The sequence below is a fragment of the Njordella calcicola genome, from assembly GCF_056494125.1.
The window spans coordinates 4,078,556-4,100,079 of the sequence record NZ_CM151396.1 but is presented as its reverse complement, the minus strand read 5'-3'; the positions used below and the strand labels follow the sequence as shown (position 1 = coordinate 4,100,079).

At 53.2% G+C, this 21,524-nt stretch carries 23 protein-coding genes; 11 read left to right on the top strand and 12 right to left on the bottom strand.

Annotation, left to right across the window (positions count from 1 at the left end):
• Nucleotides 1–162 precede the first annotated feature (162 nt).
• A complete protein-coding gene (locus tag SH302x_RS16010; protein WP_479363403.1) occupies nucleotides 163–729 on the top strand; it encodes a chalcone isomerase family protein in 567 nt (188 codons plus the stop codon).
• 15 nt (nucleotides 730–744) lie between these two features.
• Here SH302x_RS16010 and SH302x_RS16005 read toward each other — a convergent pair whose 3' ends face one another.
• The 4 genes from SH302x_RS16005 to SH302x_RS15990 all read right to left on the bottom strand — a co-directional run bounded on the left by SH302x_RS16005 (nucleotide 745) and on the right by SH302x_RS15990 (nucleotide 4,177).
• Nucleotides 745–2,733 (bottom strand): M48 family metallopeptidase, encoded by a 1,989-nt coding sequence (locus SH302x_RS16005; protein WP_479363402.1) that lies wholly within the window; start codon nucleotides 2,731–2,733, stop codon nucleotides 745–747.
• Between the two features lie 168 nt (nucleotides 2,734–2,901).
• The gene (locus SH302x_RS16000) at nucleotides 2,902–3,504 is read right to left on the bottom strand and encodes a LemA family protein (protein ID WP_479363401.1); all 603 of its coding nucleotides are present in this window, start codon (nucleotides 3,502–3,504) and stop codon (nucleotides 2,902–2,904) included.
• Nucleotides 3,505–3,721: 217 nt separating this feature from the next.
• Complete coding sequence (locus SH302x_RS15995; protein ID WP_479363400.1) at nucleotides 3,722–4,036, bottom strand: hypothetical protein; 315 nt, start codon at nucleotides 4,034–4,036, stop codon at nucleotides 3,722–3,724.
• Between the two features lie 6 nt (nucleotides 4,037–4,042).
• A complete protein-coding gene (locus SH302x_RS15990) occupies nucleotides 4,043–4,177 on the bottom strand; it encodes an ArsR/SmtB family transcription factor (RefSeq protein ID WP_479363399.1) in 135 nt (44 codons plus the stop codon).
• A 79-nt stretch (nucleotides 4,178–4,256) separates the two neighbouring features.
• Here SH302x_RS15990 and SH302x_RS15985 point away from each other — a divergent pair, with 79 nt between their 5' ends.
• Both SH302x_RS15985 and SH302x_RS15980 read left to right on the top strand, forming a co-directional pair.
• On the top strand, nucleotides 4,257–4,871 hold the full coding sequence (locus SH302x_RS15985; protein ID WP_479363398.1) for a class I SAM-dependent methyltransferase: 615 nt from the start codon (nucleotides 4,257–4,259) through the stop codon (nucleotides 4,869–4,871).
• Between the two features lie 165 nt (nucleotides 4,872–5,036).
• Nucleotides 5,037–6,071 (top strand): cytochrome-c peroxidase, encoded by a 1,035-nt coding sequence (locus SH302x_RS15980; RefSeq protein ID WP_479363397.1) that lies wholly within the window; start codon nucleotides 5,037–5,039, stop codon nucleotides 6,069–6,071.
• Between the two features lie 176 nt (nucleotides 6,072–6,247).
• Here SH302x_RS15980 and SH302x_RS15975 read toward each other — a convergent pair whose 3' ends face one another.
• The 6 genes from SH302x_RS15975 to SH302x_RS15950 all read right to left on the bottom strand — a co-directional run bounded on the left by SH302x_RS15975 (nucleotide 6,248) and on the right by SH302x_RS15950 (nucleotide 13,762).
• Nucleotides 6,248–7,594, bottom strand: a complete 1,347-nt coding sequence (locus SH302x_RS15975; RefSeq protein ID WP_479363396.1) for a TIGR04283 family arsenosugar biosynthesis glycosyltransferase — start codon at nucleotides 7,592–7,594, stop codon at nucleotides 6,248–6,250.
• 75 nt (nucleotides 7,595–7,669) lie between these two features.
• Nucleotides 7,670–8,719 carry an arsenosugar biosynthesis radical SAM (seleno)protein ArsS gene (gene arsS, locus SH302x_RS15970; protein WP_479363395.1) on the bottom strand — a complete coding sequence of 350 codons (1,050 nt, stop codon included), beginning with the start codon at nucleotides 8,717–8,719 and terminating at the stop codon, nucleotides 7,670–7,672.
• A 35-nt stretch (nucleotides 8,720–8,754) separates the two neighbouring features.
• Nucleotides 8,755–9,933 carry a DUF8838 domain-containing protein gene (locus SH302x_RS15965; protein ID WP_479363394.1) on the bottom strand — a complete coding sequence of 393 codons (1,179 nt, stop codon included), beginning with the start codon at nucleotides 9,931–9,933 and terminating at the stop codon, nucleotides 8,755–8,757.
• A gap of 116 nt (nucleotides 9,934–10,049) precedes the next feature.
• On the bottom strand, nucleotides 10,050–11,714 hold the full coding sequence (locus SH302x_RS15960) for a hypothetical protein (RefSeq protein ID WP_479363393.1): 1,665 nt from the start codon (nucleotides 11,712–11,714) through the stop codon (nucleotides 10,050–10,052).
• On the bottom strand, nucleotides 11,707–12,519 hold the full coding sequence (locus SH302x_RS15955; protein WP_479363392.1) for a glycosyltransferase family 2 protein: 813 nt from the start codon (nucleotides 12,517–12,519) through the stop codon (nucleotides 11,707–11,709). Before SH302x_RS15955 ends, SH302x_RS15960 begins: the two co-directional genes overlap by 8 nt.
• Nucleotides 12,520–12,934: 415 nt before the next feature.
• The gene (locus SH302x_RS15950) at nucleotides 12,935–13,762 is read right to left on the bottom strand and encodes a DUF547 domain-containing protein (RefSeq protein WP_479363391.1); all 828 of its coding nucleotides are present in this window, start codon (nucleotides 13,760–13,762) and stop codon (nucleotides 12,935–12,937) included.
• A 281-nt stretch (nucleotides 13,763–14,043) separates the two neighbouring features.
• Here SH302x_RS15950 and SH302x_RS15945 point away from each other — a divergent pair, with 281 nt between their 5' ends.
• The 5 genes from SH302x_RS15945 (at nucleotide 14,044) to SH302x_RS15925 (ending at nucleotide 17,645) form a co-directional block, all read left to right on the top strand.
• A complete protein-coding gene (locus SH302x_RS15945) occupies nucleotides 14,044–14,877 on the top strand; it encodes a TVP38/TMEM64 family protein (RefSeq protein ID WP_479363390.1) in 834 nt (277 codons plus the stop codon).
• Nucleotides 14,874–16,391: a mercuric reductase gene (locus tag SH302x_RS15940; protein WP_479363389.1), complete on the top strand. Its 1,518-nt coding sequence runs from the start codon at nucleotides 14,874–14,876 to the stop codon at nucleotides 16,389–16,391. Before SH302x_RS15945 ends, SH302x_RS15940 begins: the two co-directional genes overlap by 4 nt.
• A 104-nt stretch (nucleotides 16,392–16,495) precedes the next feature.
• The gene (locus SH302x_RS15935) at nucleotides 16,496–16,702 is read left to right on the top strand and encodes a carbon storage regulator (RefSeq protein ID WP_479363388.1); all 207 of its coding nucleotides are present in this window, start codon (nucleotides 16,496–16,498) and stop codon (nucleotides 16,700–16,702) included.
• A gap of 44 nt (nucleotides 16,703–16,746) precedes the next feature.
• On the top strand, nucleotides 16,747–17,103 hold the full coding sequence (locus tag SH302x_RS15930) for a hypothetical protein (RefSeq protein ID WP_479363387.1): 357 nt from the start codon (nucleotides 16,747–16,749) through the stop codon (nucleotides 17,101–17,103).
• A 170-nt stretch (nucleotides 17,104–17,273) separates the two neighbouring features.
• Nucleotides 17,274–17,645 carry a hypothetical protein gene (locus SH302x_RS15925; protein ID WP_479363386.1) on the top strand — a complete coding sequence of 124 codons (372 nt, stop codon included), beginning with the start codon at nucleotides 17,274–17,276 and terminating at the stop codon, nucleotides 17,643–17,645.
• On the opposite strand, the gene SH302x_RS15920 is transcribed toward SH302x_RS15925, so the two are convergent.
• Together SH302x_RS15920 and SH302x_RS15915 are read right to left on the bottom strand one after the other, a co-directional pair.
• Nucleotides 17,642–18,616 (bottom strand): vWA domain-containing protein, encoded by a 975-nt coding sequence (locus tag SH302x_RS15920; protein ID WP_479363385.1) that lies wholly within the window; start codon nucleotides 18,614–18,616, stop codon nucleotides 17,642–17,644. The two genes, SH302x_RS15925 and SH302x_RS15920, sit on opposite strands and share 4 nt — an antisense overlap.
• Before the next feature lie 165 nt (nucleotides 18,617–18,781).
• Nucleotides 18,782–19,438: a thioredoxin family protein gene (locus tag SH302x_RS15915; RefSeq protein WP_479363384.1), complete on the bottom strand. Its 657-nt coding sequence runs from the start codon at nucleotides 19,436–19,438 to the stop codon at nucleotides 18,782–18,784.
• A gap of 275 nt (nucleotides 19,439–19,713) precedes the next feature.
• Between SH302x_RS15915 and SH302x_RS15910 the strand changes: the two genes are divergently transcribed.
• The 3 genes from SH302x_RS15910 (at nucleotide 19,714) to SH302x_RS15900 (ending at nucleotide 21,520) form a co-directional block, all read left to right on the top strand.
• Nucleotides 19,714–20,298, top strand: a complete 585-nt coding sequence (locus SH302x_RS15910; protein WP_479363383.1) for a TetR/AcrR family transcriptional regulator — start codon at nucleotides 19,714–19,716, stop codon at nucleotides 20,296–20,298.
• Between the two features lie 65 nt (nucleotides 20,299–20,363).
• Nucleotides 20,364–20,939: a carboxymuconolactone decarboxylase family protein gene (locus tag SH302x_RS15905; RefSeq protein ID WP_479363382.1), complete on the top strand. Its 576-nt coding sequence runs from the start codon at nucleotides 20,364–20,366 to the stop codon at nucleotides 20,937–20,939.
• Nucleotides 20,936–21,520 carry a peroxiredoxin-like family protein gene (locus SH302x_RS15900; RefSeq protein WP_479363381.1) on the top strand — a complete coding sequence of 195 codons (585 nt, stop codon included), beginning with the start codon at nucleotides 20,936–20,938 and terminating at the stop codon, nucleotides 21,518–21,520. The genes SH302x_RS15905 and SH302x_RS15900 overlap by 4 nt, the downstream gene beginning before the upstream one ends.
• Nucleotides 21,521–21,524 lie beyond the last annotated feature (4 nt).

Here is a 21,524-nt window from a genome sequence, read left to right as displayed (position 1 = left end):
GTGCTGTCGGGCGGATTAGTTTGGCAAAACTGCAGCCGCCGAGCTGTTCTTCTGTTGTCTCTCCAATGCAGAAGTTGCTAAAGTCCATGCCGGTTTGACGAATGCTCAAGGCTGTGCATGCCAACGAGTGCTTGCAGTATCAAAGCTCAGGAGGAGCGTAAAATGTGGAAGACAGTAGCCGTTGCCTTCATCGCCTTAGGACTAAGCGTTGCTCCGCTGGTTGCCAACGCGGGCGAGTTGCCTTCAGAGATTCGAGCGGGCGAACATCGCTTGGTCCTGAACGGAGAAGGATCTCGAACAAAAGCGTTTCTCGAGCTGTATGTCGCGGGACTTTACCTGAAGCAACCCAGTTCTAATGCTGCGGCGATTATCGCCGACGAACAACCGATGGCAATTCGAATCAAGATCACATCAAGCTTTGTCAGCCAAAGCAGTCTGCTCGATTCGCTGGAAGATGGTTTCAAAAACGCAACGGGTGGGGACACACGCGAAATTCGCAAACAGATCGACGAGTTCCGCGTGTGCTTCAAGGATGATATTGCCAAGGGTGATATCTTCGATCTCGTTTATCTTCCACAGCACGGCGTCATCGTGAATAAGAATGGCAAGTACTTGGGATTGGTAGCGGGCAACAAGTTCAAACAAGCGCTGTTCAGTATCTGGCTTTCCAACAAGCCAGCCGACGCTGGTTTGAGGCAAGCGCTGCTTGCTCCAGGCAAAGTGCGTTGAGTACTTCGTCTCAGTCTATCTAGTCCCTTTCGCCGCGACCTTTGATTGGTCAGCAGTCGATTTGACCAAGAGCGGCGGCATGGGGCAATCAAGCAGGTCGGAAATCCCACGCAGTAATTCTGCTTCTTGCCACTGCACGTGGTTGTCCGCGCAAATCGCAGCCGCACAAGCATCGACAATGCGAACACGATGCTTCGGCGTAACTTGGACCAGCGTTCGTAGCACCGCTTGCAATTGCGGCAACTTGCGGTCTGCTTTAGGCACCAATGCCAACTTTAACTCAGGCAAGTGACCAGCAGCCGCTTGAAACGCTTTTTCAGTGATTGTTTCGCTGTTACCCGCCGAAGCCACAATCGATAGTAGGATGGAGCATTCCTGCGTCAACTTTTGTAAACCATAGTAGTGAACTCGGTGCGATTCGACACGTTCGTACTGAGGTGCAAGATGACGAAGCAGCACTTGGGAAAGCATCCATTCGAAGAGATCCAAACGTTGATCGGCCTTCGATAGCTCAACAAAGCATCGGTTGAATTCTTTGTGCTGCGTCTCACACATCGACTTTAGCGCTGGCATCGTCATCTCAAGCAGCGGCAAACGCACTTTCGCATCCAATCGATCAACTTCGTCACTGAGCTTTAATGTCTCATGCACAATGTCGGGCTTTGCATGGTTCTGTAGAGAAGCGATCTGCGTCGCTCGAATAGTTGGCTGTTTGTCCAAAAGCAAAGCGTAGATGACAGCACGCGCGGAGTAAGGTTCATGTGCTGCTTGAACGATCGTTGGTGGGAGTGCGGCGACCAAGCTTGACGCATAATGTCGATGCTCCTGGCTGGGTGCGCCAACGTGATCTACAGCGTGATCAACCACGTCGACAGGGACGAGATCTGTGTCTGTTCCCAAGTTGCTTGCACCGGCAAATTGCGAGGCGGCATTGGAGGCAACTGCAGCGCGAGGGTTGTAGATCGCTGGGAATTTACCGTCCCAGGTCGGCTCGATTGCGCGAATTCGGCTTTTCAGCGGTGGATGGGTTGCCAGTAAGCTGGAAAATCCTTCCCAGACTCCTTGTGAAAAATACATGTGGCTCGCTTCGGATGCGTTGGCGGTTTGCAATCGCGAGCCTGCGCTCGAGGCACCAATTCGCTTCAATGCACCCGCAATCCCGTCAGGATTACGAGTGAACTGAACGGCTGAAGCATCAGCCAGGAACTCGCGTTGTCGCGATACGGCCGCTTTGATGAGATTCCCTAGAAACGTCCCCAGATACCCCAAGACGATCAGCGCCAGTCCGATCCCCATGATAATCCAGACAATCTGACCACCATTTTTGTCATTGCTGTTTCGGCTGGAACGCCCCGAACCGCTATAAAAAAGAAGTCGAAAGATCAGTTGCCCCGTCAACCCGAGCAGGAGGATACCATGCAAAATGCCGATGAGGCGAATACTCATTCGCATATCGCCGTTCAAGATGTGGCTGAACTCGTGAGCAATCACTCCTTGCAGTTGTTCTCGCGTGAGTGACTCGGCGCAGCCTCGCGTAACTCCCAGCACCGCGTCGCTGGGGGAATAGCCAGCGGCGAAGGCGTTGATGCCTTGCTCGTCCAGCAGGAAAACTGGTGGCACAGGTGTCCCAGAAGCGATCGCCATTTCTTCGACGACATTCATCAGACGCCGTTCGATGGGATCTTCGCTGTTCGGATAAAGCTGGCGACCTCCCAGCGATTCGGCAACTCGTTTGCCGCCCCCCATTCTAAGCTCCAAGACCTTGTATAACGAGCCGCCCAAGACAACCAGCAGCGTAATGGCACCGGCGAGCAAAGGGATCATCCACTGCTCGGGGTATGGGTCCAGAGGCTCTTTGGTAATCGGTATCTGACTTCGCACGGCAATGAAAGCCACCACCATGACTGTGCCGACAACCGCGATTACAGATAGGACGAACATGCCAATAAGCCAACCGGTACTGCGCTGCGCGTCGGATTGTCGCTGAAAAAAGTCAGTCGCCATAAACTTACTCAAAGGGAATGATGATGCGAGACCAGCTTGCTTTGGCGGATTGCTTGCGCGATCTATCTTGAGCTTTAACTAGCCAAAGCACTTGATGATGACGAGTGAGCACATTAAGGTGCCGCGGCCAATTGCAGTCGAGGATCAACGCAACTGCGACATCAGGCTTTAGGAAAAGGATACTTTGGGCGCATCGGCGATGGCAGCGCTGTCGAATTGCAGCAATTGAGCGTCTTGCGTGTGCCCAAACATTCCAGCAAATACAACTGGCGGAAAGGATTGGCGGTAAGTGTTGTAAGCAGTTGCTGAGTCGTTGTAGGCTTGCCGAGCGAACGCGACTTTGTTTTCGGTCGTAGTAATCTCTTCGGTGAGCTGAGCCATATTCTGATTGGCTTTCAAGTCAGGATAGGATTCGGACAGAGCGAACAACCGACCAAGAACGCCGGTCAATCCTTGCTCCGCGCCGGAAAGCGCCTGCATGGCAGCAGGATCTTGTTGGTTCATCGAAGCTTGTTGCAAACCACTGACGGCTTGGTTTCGTGCAGTGATGACAGCTTCCAAGGTTTCGCGTTCATGAGCCATGTAGCCTTTGACCGTTTCGACCAAATTCGGGATAAGGTCATAGCGGCGTTTTAACTGGACTTCGATCTGCGAAAATGCGTTCTTGAATCGATTTTGATAGGCGACCAAACTGTTGTAGATCCCGACGATCCAAAAAACAGCGATCAAAGCGATACCGATTAGTACAGCTAGAATGATCCAAACAGCCACGGCAAGTCTCCTGAAACGACGAATGAGAACAATGAGCGAAAACAATGTCTCGCAAACTTTACACTTCCAATCAATTATGGGAAGTGAATTGCAGCGAGCCAGAAGTATAACCGATTTTCACGCCCACGGCAGAACAAGTCCGTAATTGCGTATTCGACGAGCAATGTGCTCGTAATCCATTCCGCTTGCCTCATCTTTTTGGCCAACCATCTTTCTTTCACAGCTCCCGCTTGATTATTTGCAATCGTAGGCAGCCCATCGCGATATTCACCCACAAGATTCCATCGAGCACTGTGTTCCTTACGAAGCGTCGTAGGTGCGACTCGTAACGGTCGAGTTCTTTCTTCTTGCAGGTAATTTCCAATGCAGTACCAGGCTTGATCTGCGAGACCGACTGGCGACCTGTCCGCTGACCTCGCCATTGGGTTTCTGTGAACTGCCTACACTGTTCGTGAGCTCCGAGCTGTGCGATCACGGCCACTTGGTAAAGCGATCGGCCAAGCCCGGTGCCCCAGTCTCCAACAAGTGGCACCACAATCTACTCCGGGAGCAGGTCTTCCAGGTCTGTGACGCACTTGGGTCCGCCAAAGAGCACTTGCAAAATGGCCAGTCGCGTTGGATGCGCAAAGGCTCGCAGCAGTACGGTGGCTGATTTTGTGTCGATCTCCGTCAAGGTCTTGCTCCGGGTTGTTGTATTCGCATATCCGAATACAATCTTACTTCCTTTGAAGACTCAAACAAGCAAGGATTTTATGGACCGCACATCGCACTGGGAAAACGTCTACCAAACGAAGAGCTCAACCGAGGTCAGTTGGTACGAGCCCAATCCGAAACAATCGCTGGACTTGATCCTCGAGGCCGCCGGTGAAAAGCGAGGCCGAATCATCGATGTGGGTGGCGGGCAATCGTTTCTCGTCGATCGTCTGCTCGACGTGGGATTCCCGCAGGTGGCTGTGCTGGATATTTCCAGCGCCGCCATCGAAGCGACCAAAGCTCGACTCGGCGAACGAGCGTCGCAAGTGAAATGGATCGTTGCCGACATTACCCAAACGGAATCGCAGGGCGAGTTCGACATCTGGCATGACCGAGCGGTGTTTCATTTCATTACCGATATCGAAGATCGTCGGCGCTATCTCGATTTGCTCAAGCGAACATTACCTATTGGCGGTTACTTCGTCGTAGGAACATTCGCCGTCGGTGGTCCAGAGAAATGTAGCGGACTCCAGATCCAACAATACGATGCGGATACGATGGAAGAAACGCTGGGGCCGTCTTTTGAATCATTGAGTTGCTGCAACTATGAGCACCTTACGCCCTCGGATAAGCAGCAGTTGTTCTTTTTCGGTGTCTTTCGGCGCGTGATGTAATCGAGAGAAGGTAGGCCGTAACAAGCAAAGCGCAGTTACGGCGTTACGATACAATACAAGGCCATTGCCGTAACAGCGCTGCGATTGTTGTGGCCTACGTCTGGTCGAGGAGCGTTGTCGTCGCAAAACACAGGATACCGATACTTCAATAATAGGAATTCCGTCATGAACCAATTCGACCGTATTTTCAGGTGCTCGACGCTGCTATCGTTCGCAGCAGCGTTCATTGTATGCATGTTAGAATCGCTTGCAGACCAGCCAGCCGATGAACTGCATAAAGATGCTCAAGCTAATTTTGGCTTGATCACATCTGCAGCACCCGAAGAACTGGAGAAGCCACTGGTTGTCCTGGGGCAGCACTTATTCTGGGACAAGCGACTCTCGGCCAATGGCAAAATTGCATGTGCCTCTTGTCATGCGGCAGGCGACTGGGGAGCCGACTCTGCGCAGTTCTCGATCGACGCTAAAGAAAAGCCAACGAAGCGCAATTCGCAAACAGTGTTTAACGCAATGCTGCAACCCAAACTGCGGTGGACTGGTGATCGCAAGTCGGGTGCTCATCAAGCGGAAAAGTCACTCACCGGTTCGATGGGATTTGCCAGCGCAGATGACGTCATTGAATTGCTGAAGCAGCATGGCTACGAGGCCAAGTTTAAAGCTGCGTTTCCAGCGACAGAAAACCCAATGAATCCCATGAACTACGCCAAGGCGATTGAAGCGTACGAATCCACGCTTAGCACCCCAGCAGCCTTTGATCGCTACTTGAGTGGGGATGTGGAGGCACTAACTGAACAGCAGAAGTCAGGGCTTCGACTGTTTATGAGCATTGGGTGCGTGGATTGTCATTCGGGAAAGTTGCTCGGTGGCGAAGGGCTCGAGAAGTTTGGCGTTCATCAGGACTATTGGAAGGCGACGGGGTCGAAGCAGACGGACGCAGGCCTTTTTGAATCATCGAATAAGGAAGAGGATAAGTATCAGTTCCGCGTTTCCATGCTGCGCAACATTGAGAAGACGGCACCTTACTTTCATGATGGCTCGGTAGCCAGCTTAGGCGAAGCAGTTCGAGTTATGGCAAAAGTTCAGCTCGACCAGGAACTGAACGATAGCCAGATTCAATCCATTGTCGCGCTCCTAAGTTCCTTGACGGGCGATATTCCGCCAAACTACACCGATCTACTCATTCAACAAAGTACGCCTTAGAACGTAAGCCGCAACAAGCACCGCGCACTTACGGCAAACATCGAAGATTGATTCTTTCGCCAGTTACGGCAGTCCAAAAGTTTTCGCTCACGATTAATTTGACGATTAATTTACCCTAATGAGCAAAGCATCAAACTGCGACGATTCGACTTCTCTCATGGTCCTGCAAACCTTCCTCAGCGTACTTCATCATCGACCTCAGGACGACGACGGTATAGCCTTACGATGGCTTTGTCTGAGAATCCAAGATGATGGGCAAGCACACACAACTGATTGATGAATGTTGTTTTCAGAACTCCTTTCTTTAGCCATCGCCGTGCAGAGGTCTTCACAGGTGCCATTGCAATGCCAATTTTTCCTATCTTGCGCATTCGTGACACAAGCTCGTAGTCTTCCATGATAGACATCTGCTTGAAGCCGTTCTGTGCGTAGAAGTCAGCCGATCGAAAGAACAACGCTTGATCTCCGTAAGGCATCTGCAGTATCCGCGATCGGAATGCAACGCCTAATTCGACCATTCGGAGAGCAAGTCCTGGGGCATCAATTTGCAATGGGAAAGCTCCACAGGCGACCGCTGTGGCGAGAACACGATCGACTTCGAAACGGTAGTCGGTTGGGAGTCGCGTGTCGGCATGGAGAAACAGCAAGTGATCGCCCGTGGCGATGGCGGCTCCTGCGTTCATCTGATTTGCACGACCTGGATTGCCACCGAAGACTTTGCAGCCATGACGTTGGGCAATCTCGACCGTATGGTCCGAACTTCCCGCGTCGACGACGATCACTTCCAAATTGTCACTGGGCGAGCCCACGGAGTCGAGCGCTCGCTGCAGATTCATTTCTTCGTTGAGCGTTGGGATAATGACGGAGAGCCTATCCGCTGCTGTCTGGAATGGAAGAAGATGACAATCGTTGTCTCGGCGTAACGGCAATAAGTCTTCCGGATAATCAACATCGGGCAACATTCGTAACAGATGAACGCGTAGCCCCAACTCCCTGGTCCTGTGCAATGTTTGCTCGAGAACCTGAGAAGTGCTCCAGTCGATATCGGCAAACAGCGAGGCACGTTGAGCGTTGAGGCCAATCAAATAGTATCCCCCATCCTGTGCCGGCCCGATGACAACGTCATGTGTTTCGAGTTGATCGAAAGCGTTTGTCAAATCACTTGAGGTTAGACTCGGGCAGTCGGTGCCGATAACAACGACTCGTTTGGCGCCGGCTTCAAATGCCGATTTCGTTGCATGTTGCAGCCGATCGCCCAGCGACGATCCCTTCTGTTCGCAATACGTCAGATCGTCACCAAATGTGGCTCGAACTTCGCAGGCCGATCCACCGGTGTAGCAGACGGTTGCTTGGCAGCGCCGTTCGGTTGCTAGTTGCCGTGCTTGGCTCAGGGTTCGGTCAACCAACTGACGATACACCAGCGTCGCATTCTCCGCTCCGAGCGCAGGGATCAACCTCGTCTTGTTGGCTCCAGCCTTTGGCAGTCTGGCAAAAATTAGCAGATGATCAGTTAGGTTAGCCATCGTTTAACCGCGTGCCCAACGGGCCGCGTTGTTCCTGACGTTTCGCAACTCGAACGCGGGACGATGCCCACGCGGTTAAACAAGGCTGCCTCCGCAACTTGATCCACAACCCGCTGTGCATCCATAACAGTGGTTGGCGGTTCGAATGGGGCGATCCGCAAGGAGATCGTCGGTCAATTGAGATATGTGGACTCGTTCATTACCTTCCGAGACTACAAGGTCGAGCATTTGATTGAAGTCGCAATCGTAGATGAATCCGTTCCAGTCCACCGAGAGCAGAGAGCGACACATCAAATTGTCGATGGTGCTCGGATTGAAGCTTTGAATCAGCTTCCCTAAATACTCTTCATACTTGCCGCGTCGAAGTAGATCATCCAGGAATCGACTGACCGGCATATTGGTGATCGTCAGCAGATTGTTGAACTGAATGCCATAACGCGCGTCGAGTTCCGATTTGTAGGAGGCCTCCAGCTTTAGTTGCTCTGGGGGTAGACCGAGGCCGGTTGGATTGTAGACAAGGTCAAGTTGCAAATTGGAATTCGGCTGCGCGTAGCCAAGTTCGTTCAGTCTGCGAATAGCTTCGATCGATTTGACGAACACACCGCTGCCTCGTTGAGCATCGCAGTTTTCTTCCAAGTAGCATGGCAGCGACGCGACGACGCTAACTTGATGTTCAGCTAGGAACTCTGGCAGATCCGTAAAACCATTAGCGAGCAAGATCGTAAGGTTGCAACGATCGGTGACTTGTTTATCGAGCTTTCGGGCTTCTTTCACCAGCATTCGGAATTGCGGATTCATCTCGGGAGCACCGCCAGTGATGTCGAGCGTTTTGACTTCTGACCTGGCCAGGAAATCAATCACTTGTCGAGCTGTTTCGTAAGTCATGCTCTCGCGACGATCGGGCCCAGCATCGACATGGCAATGCGTGCATGTCTGGTTGCATACCTTGCCGACGTTGATTTGTAGCGTAGTCAGTTGCTTGCGGTACAGCGGCAAAACACCGTGCTCGGCAAGCCTATTGCTGAACGGAGCCACGTGACTCGGCCGCCTGTCTTGCAAGATATGCAATTGCTCGATTGGCGAAGCAAGCGAGTTGCCCGTTCTTTGTAGGGTTTGAAGTTTCATGATCGATTCCATTGGTTTTGAAGTATCAACTCGCCCTAGCAACAATCCGTGTCTAGGCCACAGCACGGGCCCGCAGAGTCGGTCGTGGCTTCGTAGTCTTGCCCCTTGGTTTCACGCGGGTCGCGGATCTTAGCGCGCTTGCAATTGAACACGCCCGCTGCTTCGAGAGGTACCGAGACTCGAGGTTCAATGGCGTCGAACAAGCCTTCGTAGGGTGCGCGAGACAACAACTGGTAGGTCTTGTCACAAACAGCCATCCGCTCACCACGGCAGTAAATGTGACCATCGTCGTCCTCGACCTTCTTAAACGGACCGCGATAAACGACTGCTTGGTTCCGCTCGAGACATGGCCCTTGCTTTCCTTTGTAAGCAACGATCGTCACGGATCGGAACTCGATGCCATTGATGGTTTGCCAAGGATCCTTGGCTCGTTTGGCGATCTCGATGCCGTAGAATCCGGCGTCTTCGAAGGCCTTGAGGAATTCATCTTCCCGAAATGCACCGGAGAGACAACCTGACCAGAGTTCCGGATCACGCTTCATCTCTTCAGGGACTGTCTCATCGGAAACGATGTCGCTGATCGCTGCTCGGCCGCCACGCTTGAGAACTCGGAAAAGCTCGGCGAAGAGTGTCTTGCGATCTTCTTGGCGAACCAAATTCAGCACGCAGTTCGATACGACACAATCCACAGAGTCATCTTCGATCAAGGGATGGTCGTAACGCAGCGTTTCTTGCAGATGCCGCAGTCGCAGGAAATCTTCAGAGCTTCGCACCGGGTGTTTGGCCAACTCTTCTTCGAGCAAAGCAAGATCTAGCCGAAGATCCTGGATCATACCGTAACGGAATTCGACATTCGCATGTCCAATTCGGTCGGCGACGGTCGGAGCGTGTTTCTTGGCCAGCGCCAACATTTCGCGATTGCAGTCCACGCCGATGACGCGTCCCTCCGCACCGACGACTTGAGCCGCGATGAAGCACAGCTTGCCACCCCCGGAGCCAAGATCAAGCACGGTGTCGCCGGGCTTCACGTAAGGCGTGGGATCACCACAGCCGTAATCTCGCTCGATCACTTCGTCGGGAATCACGGAAAGAAAATCGGCAGCGTACTCAACGGGACAACACAGTGCGGCTTCTCGTTCGTTAGCGGCTGCGGCATATCGGCGATAGACACTTGCTTCAGCTACTTCGCCGGTCGCTTCTTGAGTCCTACTCATCCTTTATTCTCCTCACTTTGTTGTGTCATTTAGTTGGTTTGATGCAATTCCATCGTCGCGATTAGCACGAGCTGTGGCTGGCTGCATACCAGGTTGTCGTTTGAATCGATCCGTCCTTACACTGCCTCGCCCATTTTGTGAGAACTTTTTCGTTTTCGCCGAAAAGCGATGAAGGCGAGGATCGCTAAGAAAGGTGCAAATTCCAGCCAAACGACCACAAAATCAAAAAAGCTTGTTCCGCGATAAGCCGTGCCTAGAATCCCGACGTCGGCGGCTCCCGCATCGGGAAAATGGTATAGAAACCAAAATCGCAGATAGTAGATGAGGCTCAAACCCGATACGGCGAGCCACACCTTTGAGTTGGCAAAAGGCACAAAGGCCAGCGCCCAGCACCAGTACCATGGATTCTGCGTCGGCGACAGAAACCATAACCAAGCCAATGCCAAGAACATCCACTGAGGCAGTTGCTCAGGCTCTCGCCATGCCTGCCAAGCGAGCCAGCAAAGAATGATTCCGAAGATCACCACCGTGAATGCTCGGGTGGCCAGAAAAGGAATGCGATCTTCAGGCAGCCCTGACCACGCTGCTAACTGCCCGGTAACAGATCGTCGAACGGTGTCTGGGACGATCACGAACCAAAGCGATGGCTGTTGCGGAACATGATGGGCCGGCCGGATGTTCTCTTCAACGATCATGAACAGCAAGTCGTTCATTTCCCATCGCATCAGAAAGGTGCTTAAACCTTGCAGCGACCCTTGATCGGTTGCGTCGGCTGATGCCACGCTTGTTTGTTGACTGAATGGCAATCGATCCCATGCCATCGGTAAAAGCAATGCAAAGCTGGTCAGGCTTGCAAGCGTTGCTAATTGAATTCCTTTTAGCCATCCGGTTCGCTTTGAATAGGCGACGATCCAGAGTGGCAGGAGAATCACTGGATAAAGTTTGGATGCAACGGCCAACCCCATCAGTAAACCGCTGGCCCATCGACTTTTGCGCGTGGGTTGTATCGCTAAGACGTATGTTGCGGCCAAGGTGAAGAACACGGCAATCGAATCCAAGTGCCCACTGTTGGCGAACTCCTTAAGAACAAGCGGCGACCATCCCCAAGCTATGAGCCAAGCGGAGTGTTTACCGAAACGTCGCAGCAGCAGCCAGATCAGGCCCAATGCACCAAGGTCAAACGCAACGATCCATGATTTCATGATCAACAGGCGAGTCGTTACCGATGTGTCAGCCGGGGTAACCAAGGCCGCGCCCGCAAACACAAACTGGCTCGTCGTTGGATAGACGGTTGGCAACTCGGGGAAGTGAACGCGATGCAGTGTCTCGTGAATGCCGGCATCCTGGGCGACTAAGCTGCGAAGGCGCTGGAGCTCTGGTTCGTTCGTTGGCTTGTCCTTATCCGCGATGGCTAAAGGCGGATAGCGGAATGGGCTGATCCCTTGCGTCGCCACGATGCCGTCCCAGATGTACCGGTAGATGTCGACTTCTTGGATCGGCGTCGAGCCGATCAGGATCACTCGCATCGCTAGAGCGACCAAGACGATTCGCCATCCGAGGCTCCTCGAATCGGGCGATTTCAAAAGTATCGCCAGCGACCACAGATGCAGTGCGAAGTTGGTAAGCAGTAGACTCACCGCCAACAGCAATGGACGTTCGCGTTCGGCCGCGTAGAAGTCGAAGAGTGGCGAAAGCCAGGCGATCACGCCATAGATCGCTAACTGAACGCCGATGAGTACCTGGACCGACCGTGGCATCCGCTGTTTTGCAACGTCAGACATCGCGACTGTTCTTACGAAGCATCGCGTACTTTGCGATGGTGAACAGAATTTTGTATCCAGCCCGGATCGTACCTGAGATCGTTCCGCTGATCTTGCTCTGGCCGATTCGACAACGGTAGGGCACAGGGATCTCAAGTACGCGCAGGCCCGATTGGCTTGCTTTCACCTGCATCTCGACTGTCCAACCGAAGTTGGTATCTTTCATGTTCAGTTGATTGAGCGTATCGAGTCGCAGCGCACGAAACGGTCCAAGATCAGTGTAGCGTGCTCCCCAAATGCAGTTGATCAGAAAGCAGGCCAGCCGATTGCCCCAAATGCTCTGCATGGGCATCGCCCCTTTCTCTCGCTCCCCCAACAATCTCGATCCGAGCACGAAGTCAGCAGTACCGCTCGCAAGTGGTTCGATCAGCTTGGGTAACAATTCTGGATGGTCGCTGTAATCAGCATCCAGGAAGGCGACATAGACGATTGAATGCCGCTTCTCAGTCGCGTCAGGCTTGGATTTAAGCTGACGGTTGTACCTCCGTAAGGCATGAATCCCGGCGCGACACGCCCGACCGTAGCCGGGGACTTCCTCATCCACGATGAACGCGCCGTTTGCCTGCGCAACGTGGGACGTCATATCGGTTGATCCGTTGTCGACCACAAAGACCTTGCCGACTTTAGGCAGGTCACCGAGCACGAGCCCTAGCGATTTCTCTTCGTTCCTGGCAGGGATGATCACCGCGGTCTGCAAGAGCCACTCATTCTCGAATGCATCGGATTTCTGGCATGGGGTTGCGTTTTGATCGAGCAATCTAATCATGAGTGACTCCGTGTTGGTGACTATCGACTGCCTGAGCCTTGGAAGACTGGAGCCGATCTTGTACCCGAACCGCCGCTACCCGACGGTGCATAGGTTTCTTGTGAGCTATACGATCCACCGCTTGGGTAACTCACCGGTGGTGAAGCGGCTGCACCATAGCTTGGTGTGCCGTAAGAGCCTCCAGAACATGAGCCTCCGACGGATCCGCGATTATGATGACAGCCACTTGCCAACGTCACGCATCCAATCATGAACGTGGTTAATGTTACGATTCTCGTTTTCATTTGATTCCTTTCATTTCGTTGTTTGTGCGTTCATATGACGAATATGAAACGCGATGTACCAATTCGGGGTGTCATTACCCTTCATCGGCACGGCGCTTCCTGCGCGAATGTGCCGACTCTCACACTCGACATTATTTCTGGTCGTTTAGTCCCCAGTCGTAGTCAACGAACGACATCGACCCTCGACCGGACGCGGCCGCTTGAGATGCGGCAGCTTCCGAAATGTACGGTGCGATCGTTTTTAACTGTGCGGGCTCTGAGTTTCCAAAGTCTTCACCAAACCACTCTATGATCGGCGAGGTGTAGAAAGTCTGGCGATTGGCGTCGTAACGAAACTTCGATGCGTCGGCGAAGAATGATTTGGAATTCACCGTAAGCTGCTCATCCAGCCGCTCAGCAACATACGCTTCATTCAACAGTCGAGGGCAGCCAATCGACGCGCACACAATCGCGAAATGGATCCTCGGTTCACCCATTTTGCGAAGGACTTGGTGCTCCATTTCGTCCAGCGAGACTTGCTTGCCACCGACGACTAGCTTCAGATTCTTCCAGATGTTGTATCCGAATAGCTTTGCCGTGTGATTGCGAATGCTCGTCGTCGGATACTCTCGCAAGATTCCCTTGACGGTCACCGCGTTGTAGGCGTTGATCCAGAAGGCAAGTTGCTGCTCTTTGGTCCCCTTGCCGTTGGATTGTGACAGGTGAGCGAGGTACTGATCCAGTGCCTCTGCATCTCCTGAGTTGGCCTTCCAGGCCTTGTAATTCACCATGCCCTTGTCGTCGACGTACTTCTTAAGAAGTCCATCCCAGACCGAATGGTCGATTTGATCAAGCGGCGTTTGTCTGGCAGCCGCCACATTCGCACCGACGAGTACGTCTGCGGCCAAGAGACCGCTGCCAAGCGTGAGTGCGAGGACAGAGAAAAGGACAATGGCGGTCGTTAAGGCTTTGGTTTGCATATTACTTGCTCCTGCTGATTTTGACTTTGGCTCGTTCCGTCGAACTGACACAGGCGAAATGGTAGGCGAATACCAATTTCCGTTCTGTGTGGTTTCATACTTCCGCGATCCTTCTCCAGACTGTCGTGGAAAAAGGTCGTTGCTTACAGCTGATCGCTCAATTTGAAAGAAATTTGTGATAAGCGAGCCGTATTCAGAAAATCCGCTCCGGCGACTGTAAGCTTGGGCCGTTTGCGCCGACATCCTTTCGTTCAGACCACCCTAAAGGGAAAGATGTGTCCATGGTCAAAGACCTCGATTCGCTGCCGAACTCCAACCATTCGGCCAATTTATCCCAGGAAGACAATGTTCAGCAGAAACAAGGGAACGCCAAAAAGATCGGCTTGCTAGCTTTGCTGGCAGTTGTGGCTTTAGGCGGATATTGGCTGCTTGGCGATCGGCTGTCGTTTGAGTACCTGGCGACACAAGAATCAGCCCTACGCGAATATCGCCAAAGCTACCCGTTTTGGGCGGCGGTCGTGGCCATCGCAGTTTACGTCGCGGTCGCTGGCTTCTCGCTGCCTGGCGCTGCAGTACTAACTTTGGCCTGCGGTTGGTACTTTGGATTCTGGCAAGGTCTACTCGTCGTGAGCTTCGGCTCGACGGGCGGTGCAACCATGGCGTTCTTGATGACGCGGTACTTTTTGCAGGGCTGGGTCCAGCAGAAGTTTGCGAAGCGGCTTGAGTCCATTAACGACGCCTTTGATCGCGAAGGAGCGTTTTACCTCTTTACCCTGCGATTGATTCCGGCAGTCCCGTTTTTTGTCATCAACGCAGTTATGGGACTGACCAAGATTCGTGCAATCACGTTTTGGTGGGTAAGTCAACTTGGCATGTTGCCAGGAACCGCAGCCTACGTCTACGCAGGTTCGACGGTTCCAAGTCTGAAGCAACTTGCGGAAGAAGGCGTTGGCAAGGTCATCAGTTGGCAGTTGTTGCTCGCGTTTGCGATTCTTGGGCTGCTACCGCTGGTGATTAAACGTGTCATGGCCTTCTTTGCCCATTACCAGCGTGACTGCCAGCAGCATGCAGAAGATTCAACGAAAGCCAACACCACCACGGAAAGTCAACCATGAGCTATCTCGAACAACTGAAACCAACCGACCATTACAACCAGACGCTGCAGTCGAATGTCCATCCGATCGACTGGACGAATCCGGTACCTGATGGTCGATACAACCTCGTCGTTATTGGGGCTGGTACTGCGGGGTTGGTAACCGCTGCTGGAGCCGCTGGGCTGGGGGCCAAAGTCGCACTGATCGAACGCGGGTTGATGGGAGGCGACTGTTTGAACGTCGGCTGCGTCCCTTCCAAAGCTCTGATCTCCGCTGCGCGCCACGCAGCATCGATACGTGACGCCGGGCACTACGGAATTCAATCGACATCGCCGAATATTGACTTTGCCGAAGTCATGCAGCGCATGCGACGACTGCGAGCCTCGATCAGTCCTCACGACTCCGCGAAACGGTTTAGTGAACTTGATATCGACGTCTACTTTGGCCAGGGTACTTTCACAAGCAGCAATACGGTCATCGTCGGAGACCAAACGCTGCATTTCAAGAAGGCAGTTATCGCCACAGGTGCACGTGCCGCTGAACTGCCCATCCCAGGCTTGAAGGATACCGGCTACCTCACCAACGAGACGATATTTTCTCTGACGGAATTGCCCAAACGCCTGATTGTCATTGGCGGCGGTCCCATCGGCTGCGAGATGGCTCAAAGCTTCGCTCGCTTTGGATCACAAGTCACGCTGATCGAGCAAGCGTCGCACATCATGAGCCGTGAAGAAGACGACGCCGCTTTGATCGTCCAAAATGCTATGCAAAAGGATGGCGTCGAGTTCGTGCTCGAAGCGAAAGTGATTCGTGTCGAGAAGGATGGTTCCGATCGCGTGGTTGTCGTATCGCGGTCTGGGCAAGAAGAACGAATCAGTGGCGATCAAATTCTGGTCGGTATTGGCCGAACACCTAATCTCGACGGACTCGGACTTGAAACAGTCGGTGTGGCGGCGCACCCACAACAGGGCGTTGAGGTCGACGATCGGTTGCGAACGACCAACTCGAATATCTATGCGGCAGGCGACGTCTGCTCCAAGTATAAGTTCACGCATTCTGCCGACTTTCTCGCTCGTATCGTCATTCAGAATACGCTGTTCATGGGGCGGGCCAAAGCCAGCAAGCTGATTATTCCGTGGTGCACGTACACGTCTCCTGAAGTCGCGCACGTGGGTATCTATCCCCATGAAGCTGCCGACAAGGGGATCGAGTTAAACACCTTCCCTCAGCCACTCTCGGGCGTCGACCGGGCCATACTCGACGGTGAAACGGATGGCTTCGTTCGTGTGTATTGCAAGAAAGGTTCAGACCAAATTCTCGGTGCCACCATCGTGGCTGCACATGCTGGTGACGTGATCGGTGAGATTGTCATGGCGATGAAGCATCGCATCGGCCTCGGGAAGATCGCATCCGTCATTCATCCCTATCCAACGCAGGCGGAAGCGGTCCGAAAGCTGGGCGACCAGTTCAATCGGACGAAGCTGACACCGACCGTCAAGTCGCTGTTCAATACATGGTTAAGATGGACTCGATAAATCAGAGAAAACGTTGCGAACGTGCTAATTCACACAGCCGTGTGATTCCATAGATGAGAGAATCTGTTTGTTTTGGAAATCAGTCCCTGCCAGGAGGTGCAAAAGTGTTAGTTCTATCCCGAAAACTTGGTGAGAGCGTCGTCGTATCGGACAATCATAACGAGGTATGGATCAAGGTGGTTCGCATCTCCGGAGGTCGCGTCCAGATCGCCTTCGACGCTCCCATCGACGTGGCGATTCGGCGGAGCGAGTTGTTAGCCACAGTGCCCGATAGCGATCCAGTGGAAGCCGTGTGCATTCGCCCCAAGTAGCTTCACCGCGGGAGCGTTACCAACTTTTATTACGAAAGATGGCGATGATGTTGTTCAGAATTGGCGAGATCATCGTGCTGCCCATCGCATGGGCAGCACTCGTGTTGGGATCGCTCCAGACCAAACTACTTGTCTCGGCGTCAGCTCATTCAGTCTGTGGACCTTGGGGTTGCGGTCCCGAAACCTCCGCGCTCGTCGCCATGCATGCTGGATGGCTCGCCGTCATTGGCCCTCCATTGGTCTACTTCCCCTTGCGGTTGAAGTGGTCGAGTTCGGCCATTCGCAGAATGTCGCTTGGCTTATTCTCCACGGGGCTAAGCGGGGTTCTAGCGATTGTCGCATGGCAGTGGCTAGTCTGGCTGCCCCAGGCCGGTGCATGGTCGAAGGACTACATTTGGTAAAGGTGTGGATTTGCGGTCGTGACTGCCGTGGACTGGCCGCTGATTCCACTCTTGCTTCTCTCGGGAATTCTGTGGATCATTACTGCCTTCCGGCAAATTCAACCGATAGACGCCACTTCCGCCAGCCAGCTGAACCAAGACAATTCTCTAGGAACACAACTTCCTGCAAGATGAGTGCTTCGCGAACAACTCAATTTATACAAGAGGCGTGTTCGGTTTGCTACCTCGGATTCATCGCTGCACTGGCCGCGATATTGAACTTTCCGCTGCTCTTCTTTCCTGAGCTAGCGGCACTGGCATATGAAGTGATTCGAAACCCAGGTGGCAAGTGGGCGCGGTCACCGTTCTTTCTGGCATTAACTCCACCGCTGACCGGCGTTGTAGGGGTGTGCATTGTGAATGCATTTCCCTATGGCCCGCTGTCCATGCTCCTTGCCATCGTGCTTTGCATTTCAATCGTTCGCGGGCTGCGTTCGCCTGTCGCGCCTGCAATCTCCGCCGGTGTGTTACCCGTCGCGTTGTCAGTTGATTCATGGCTCTAGTTGTTGATGTTGAGAATACGAGCAGCCTCTTCGCGGTGCGTTTGCCTGAAGATTAACAGAAGAAGTTCGTGAAGAATGTTTCCATTGCCCAGAATCATTGCGTCACCACCACCTGCGGACGCAATATGGAAGAACTCAGGAATGGGCTGCAAACGGCGAACGGAAACGGTACTGATGAAGCTTTTGGAATTCGATGAAAACTGTTGAGCCAAGCCCATCGCCTTTTGGAATCCGTCTGGGCGCGGCGGAGCGTCTCCGAAAAGGAGGATAACCTTCACTGCGTCTTCGCGAATAGGATAGCCCTCGATGGCCTGCCAGAGTCCCAATTCGACTGCCTCGGGGATGTCCTGTCCACCACCTGACGCTTGTACCTGCGACAGGAAAGCGTGAACGTGTCGAAGATCATTGGTTAGCGATGAGTAAGCCACTGCCGGAGTGTCGGTCGTGTCTTTGTAGGTCACACAAGCGATGCGCGTATTCGGCAGCACTTCTAGCAACCGCGTTGCGAGATGCATGAAGTTCAATTTCATGACGTTTATCTCACGTTCCATGCTGCCCGTACTGTCGAACACGATGACTAGATCGAGTCCTTGTCGCAAGTTCTCCAGCAACGCGTTGAATGGTTCATAGGCTCCGATGCCACCATGACCGTTGCCCGATCGGCGTTCTGCGTCACCGCTGCCTTGCCCAATTCCAGAAGTTGCCCTGCCGATTGCCATCATCATCTGGCTCGACGGCGACTCAGTCGGTAACGTTCCTTGTAAGCCACCGAGGCTGACCAGCGAGACGTCCAAATTTATGCTGGGAACTACGACATCTTCGACTTCGACTTGCGTTTCGATCTCGACCTTTGGAGGTGGAACTTCAAAATGTGCGATCACCTCCAACTCGGATATCTCCGGGGCTTGCAACCGAAGCTCCAACTGAAACACGTCATCTTGCGGTAGTTCGATCAAAAGTAGCGCAGCCATAGACGCAAGAACCAGGTGGCAAAATGCACTTGCGACAACCGGCCAGCAGAAGCGCTTGGTGAATACGCCACTTACGAACACTGTTCTTTTCGTGAGCATCTCGCCTCCTTTCGGCAGGCCCTTGTTGAAGTTGCCAATGAATGTGCTGCGTTCGGACAGACATCACTACTTTCCACCCAGCAGTTCATCGAGCGTTGCAGCATCAGCAACCCCAACGTGCTCAGCCGATAGCACATCGCCACGGAAGACTTTCAGGGCGGGAATCCCTGTGATTTTGAACTTGGCGGCCAATTCGGGACTGTCGTCCACATTGACTTTGACAACGGTGACGCTTGGATTGCTGCGAGCATAGTCAGCCAGAATCGTGCCTTGGACTTTGCATGGCCAACACCAATCGGCGTAGAAGTCAACAAGAACCATGCCTGACTTGGAGTTAACGTGCGCCGCAAATGTCACATCTGTTGCGGTGACCAGATTGTCGTTGCGCATATCGTTGAGGACGTCTCCCGTATCCGTTATCTCTCCGGGAACGACGTCACCGTCAGGCACGACATTTAGTTCATGAGCGCAAGCCGAGCAGGCCGGTGCCTTACCTTCAAAGACAAACGAAGTTCCATCGACATGCCCTAAACACTCGCTATCGGAGCACTGGCCACAGGAGCACGTGCCGTCGACGCTCGCTCCGGCCACATTGCAAAGCTGACAGGATGAATCGCTGCAAACCGGGCTAGCTTTCGAATCTACGGTGCGACGCACGACCGTACCGATGCCGACCAATCCAACGATGGAAGCCACCACTGCGAGAGACTTGAAAATTGCCATAACAAAACGCTCCTTAAAAAGTTTCTGCGAACACTTATCGACCTTGCGCAGGTCCTATTAGCCTGTCGTTCAAACCTCGCCGTTCTTACAGCTCGCTCGCGATTTAGGCTAAAATCTTTCGACTGTCGTCACCCCGCACACGCACAGGTGACCGGTTCGATTATCGACGTTCGGCAAAAATACTTCTGTGCGAAATCAAACACCCAGAGCGTCTGCACTTTTCGAAGGAGGTAATAGCTCTTGACTTCCGTACCGAGCGGTCCAATACTGGGGACATGATAGGCAGACCAAAGAATTTTGACCAACAAGTCGCGCTTCAAGCCGCCACGGATTTATTCTGGCGACGAGGCTACACAGCTACGTCGTTGGACGACTTGCTGGGCGTCATGTCGCTGTCAAAGAGCAGCTTCTACTCTGAGTTTAAGAGCAAAGAGGCTCTCTATCGTGCGTGCCTGAAGGACTACCAGCAGATGATCGTCTGCCACTTGGATCAAGTCCGGTCGGGGGCGTCATCGCTTCGCAATTTTCTGGACGCGATCTTTCAGGAGGCGATCGACGATGCGACCTCTGGTGATCCCAAAGGATGCCTGATCGTAAACTCGGCCGTCGAGTTCGGTCAGCACAAGACGCAGTTTACCGAGGACGTTCGCGTCGCACTGGAAGCCATTCAGAAGGCATTCGAGTCAGCCATTCAAATGGCGGTTCGTAACGGTGAGTTCGCAACCACTAGCTCGCCGAAGTTGCTTGCCAAAGCGATCACGACCCTGATGAGCGGCGTGCGAACCATGATTAAAGGCGGTATGCCACCAAGGGATGCCAAGGCGGTCGCCCAAAAAGTGCTCGATTCGATCCTCACATAATTTTTTTTGCCATATTTTGGACCGCTCGGTCCGTTACTACGTTCGCGTTAACTAGGAGTAATGCCATGCAATTTACCACCCACACCGTCGAAACCGCCCCTGAAGGTTCGCAACCACTGCTCGAGAAGTCGCTTAAGGCTTGGCGGATGATCCCGAATCTGCACGCGGTCATGGCGGAGTCGCCCCAATCGCTTCAAGCCTACCAGGACCTACATCACCTGTTCACTCAAACCTCGCTGACAGCAGAAGAGCGAAGCGTCGTATGGCTGACCGTGAGTACCGCGAACGAATGTCACTATTGCGTGCCGGCGCACACCGCCATCGCGCACATGGACGGATTGGAACAACCGCTCATCGATTCACTTCGAACCGGCGAGTCGTTGGCGGATGCGAAGTTGGAAGCATTGCGCCAGTTCACGCTAGCACTGGTTAAGAAGAACGGACAGGTTTCGGACGAAGAACAATCGGCGTTCCTGGCTGCGGGATACGAACCCAAGCATGCGCTGGAAGTACTCGTTGGGATTGCACAGAAGACCCTCTCCAACTTCGTAAATCATTTAGCGCAAACGCCCTTGGACGACTTTGCCAAAAAGTATGCCTGGACACCTTCGGTAACGAGCGAAACGCAGAGTGCGTCATGAGATTGCAAGCTGGGCAGACCGCACCTGCGATATTGCTTCCGAACATTGACGGAAGTGCTTTCGATACTCGTACCCTTGCTGGTCGAGCTTACATGCTCTCCTTTTATCGCTTTGCCGGCTGCCCTTTCTGCAACTTGCGAATGCACCGACTCGTCAACTCGTATGCTGAATTCGGTGGCAATTTCGAACTTGTGGCCGTCTTTGATTCTTCGCTCGAGAATCTGCAGCGGCACGTTGCCAAGCATGAGGCACCGTTTCCAGTGCTGGCCGACGAATCCAATCAGTCCTACAAGGCCTATCGCGTCGAGCGTTCATTGGCCGGCGTCATGCGCGGTATGATATTCAGGTTCCCGACGCTCATCAAATCGATGCTCATGGGGAACCTGCCGACGACCATACGCGGCAGCATGACGACAATGCCGGCGGATTTCTTAATTGATGGCGATGGCGTCATCGTCAAAGCGTACTACGGCAAGGACGAAGGAGATCACTTGCCGATGTCGGAAGTTGTCGCATTCGCGATGCGGTCGGCTTCCAAACCAGCAACCGGACTTAGTTTTTTTTCATCAACACAAGGTTAATTCA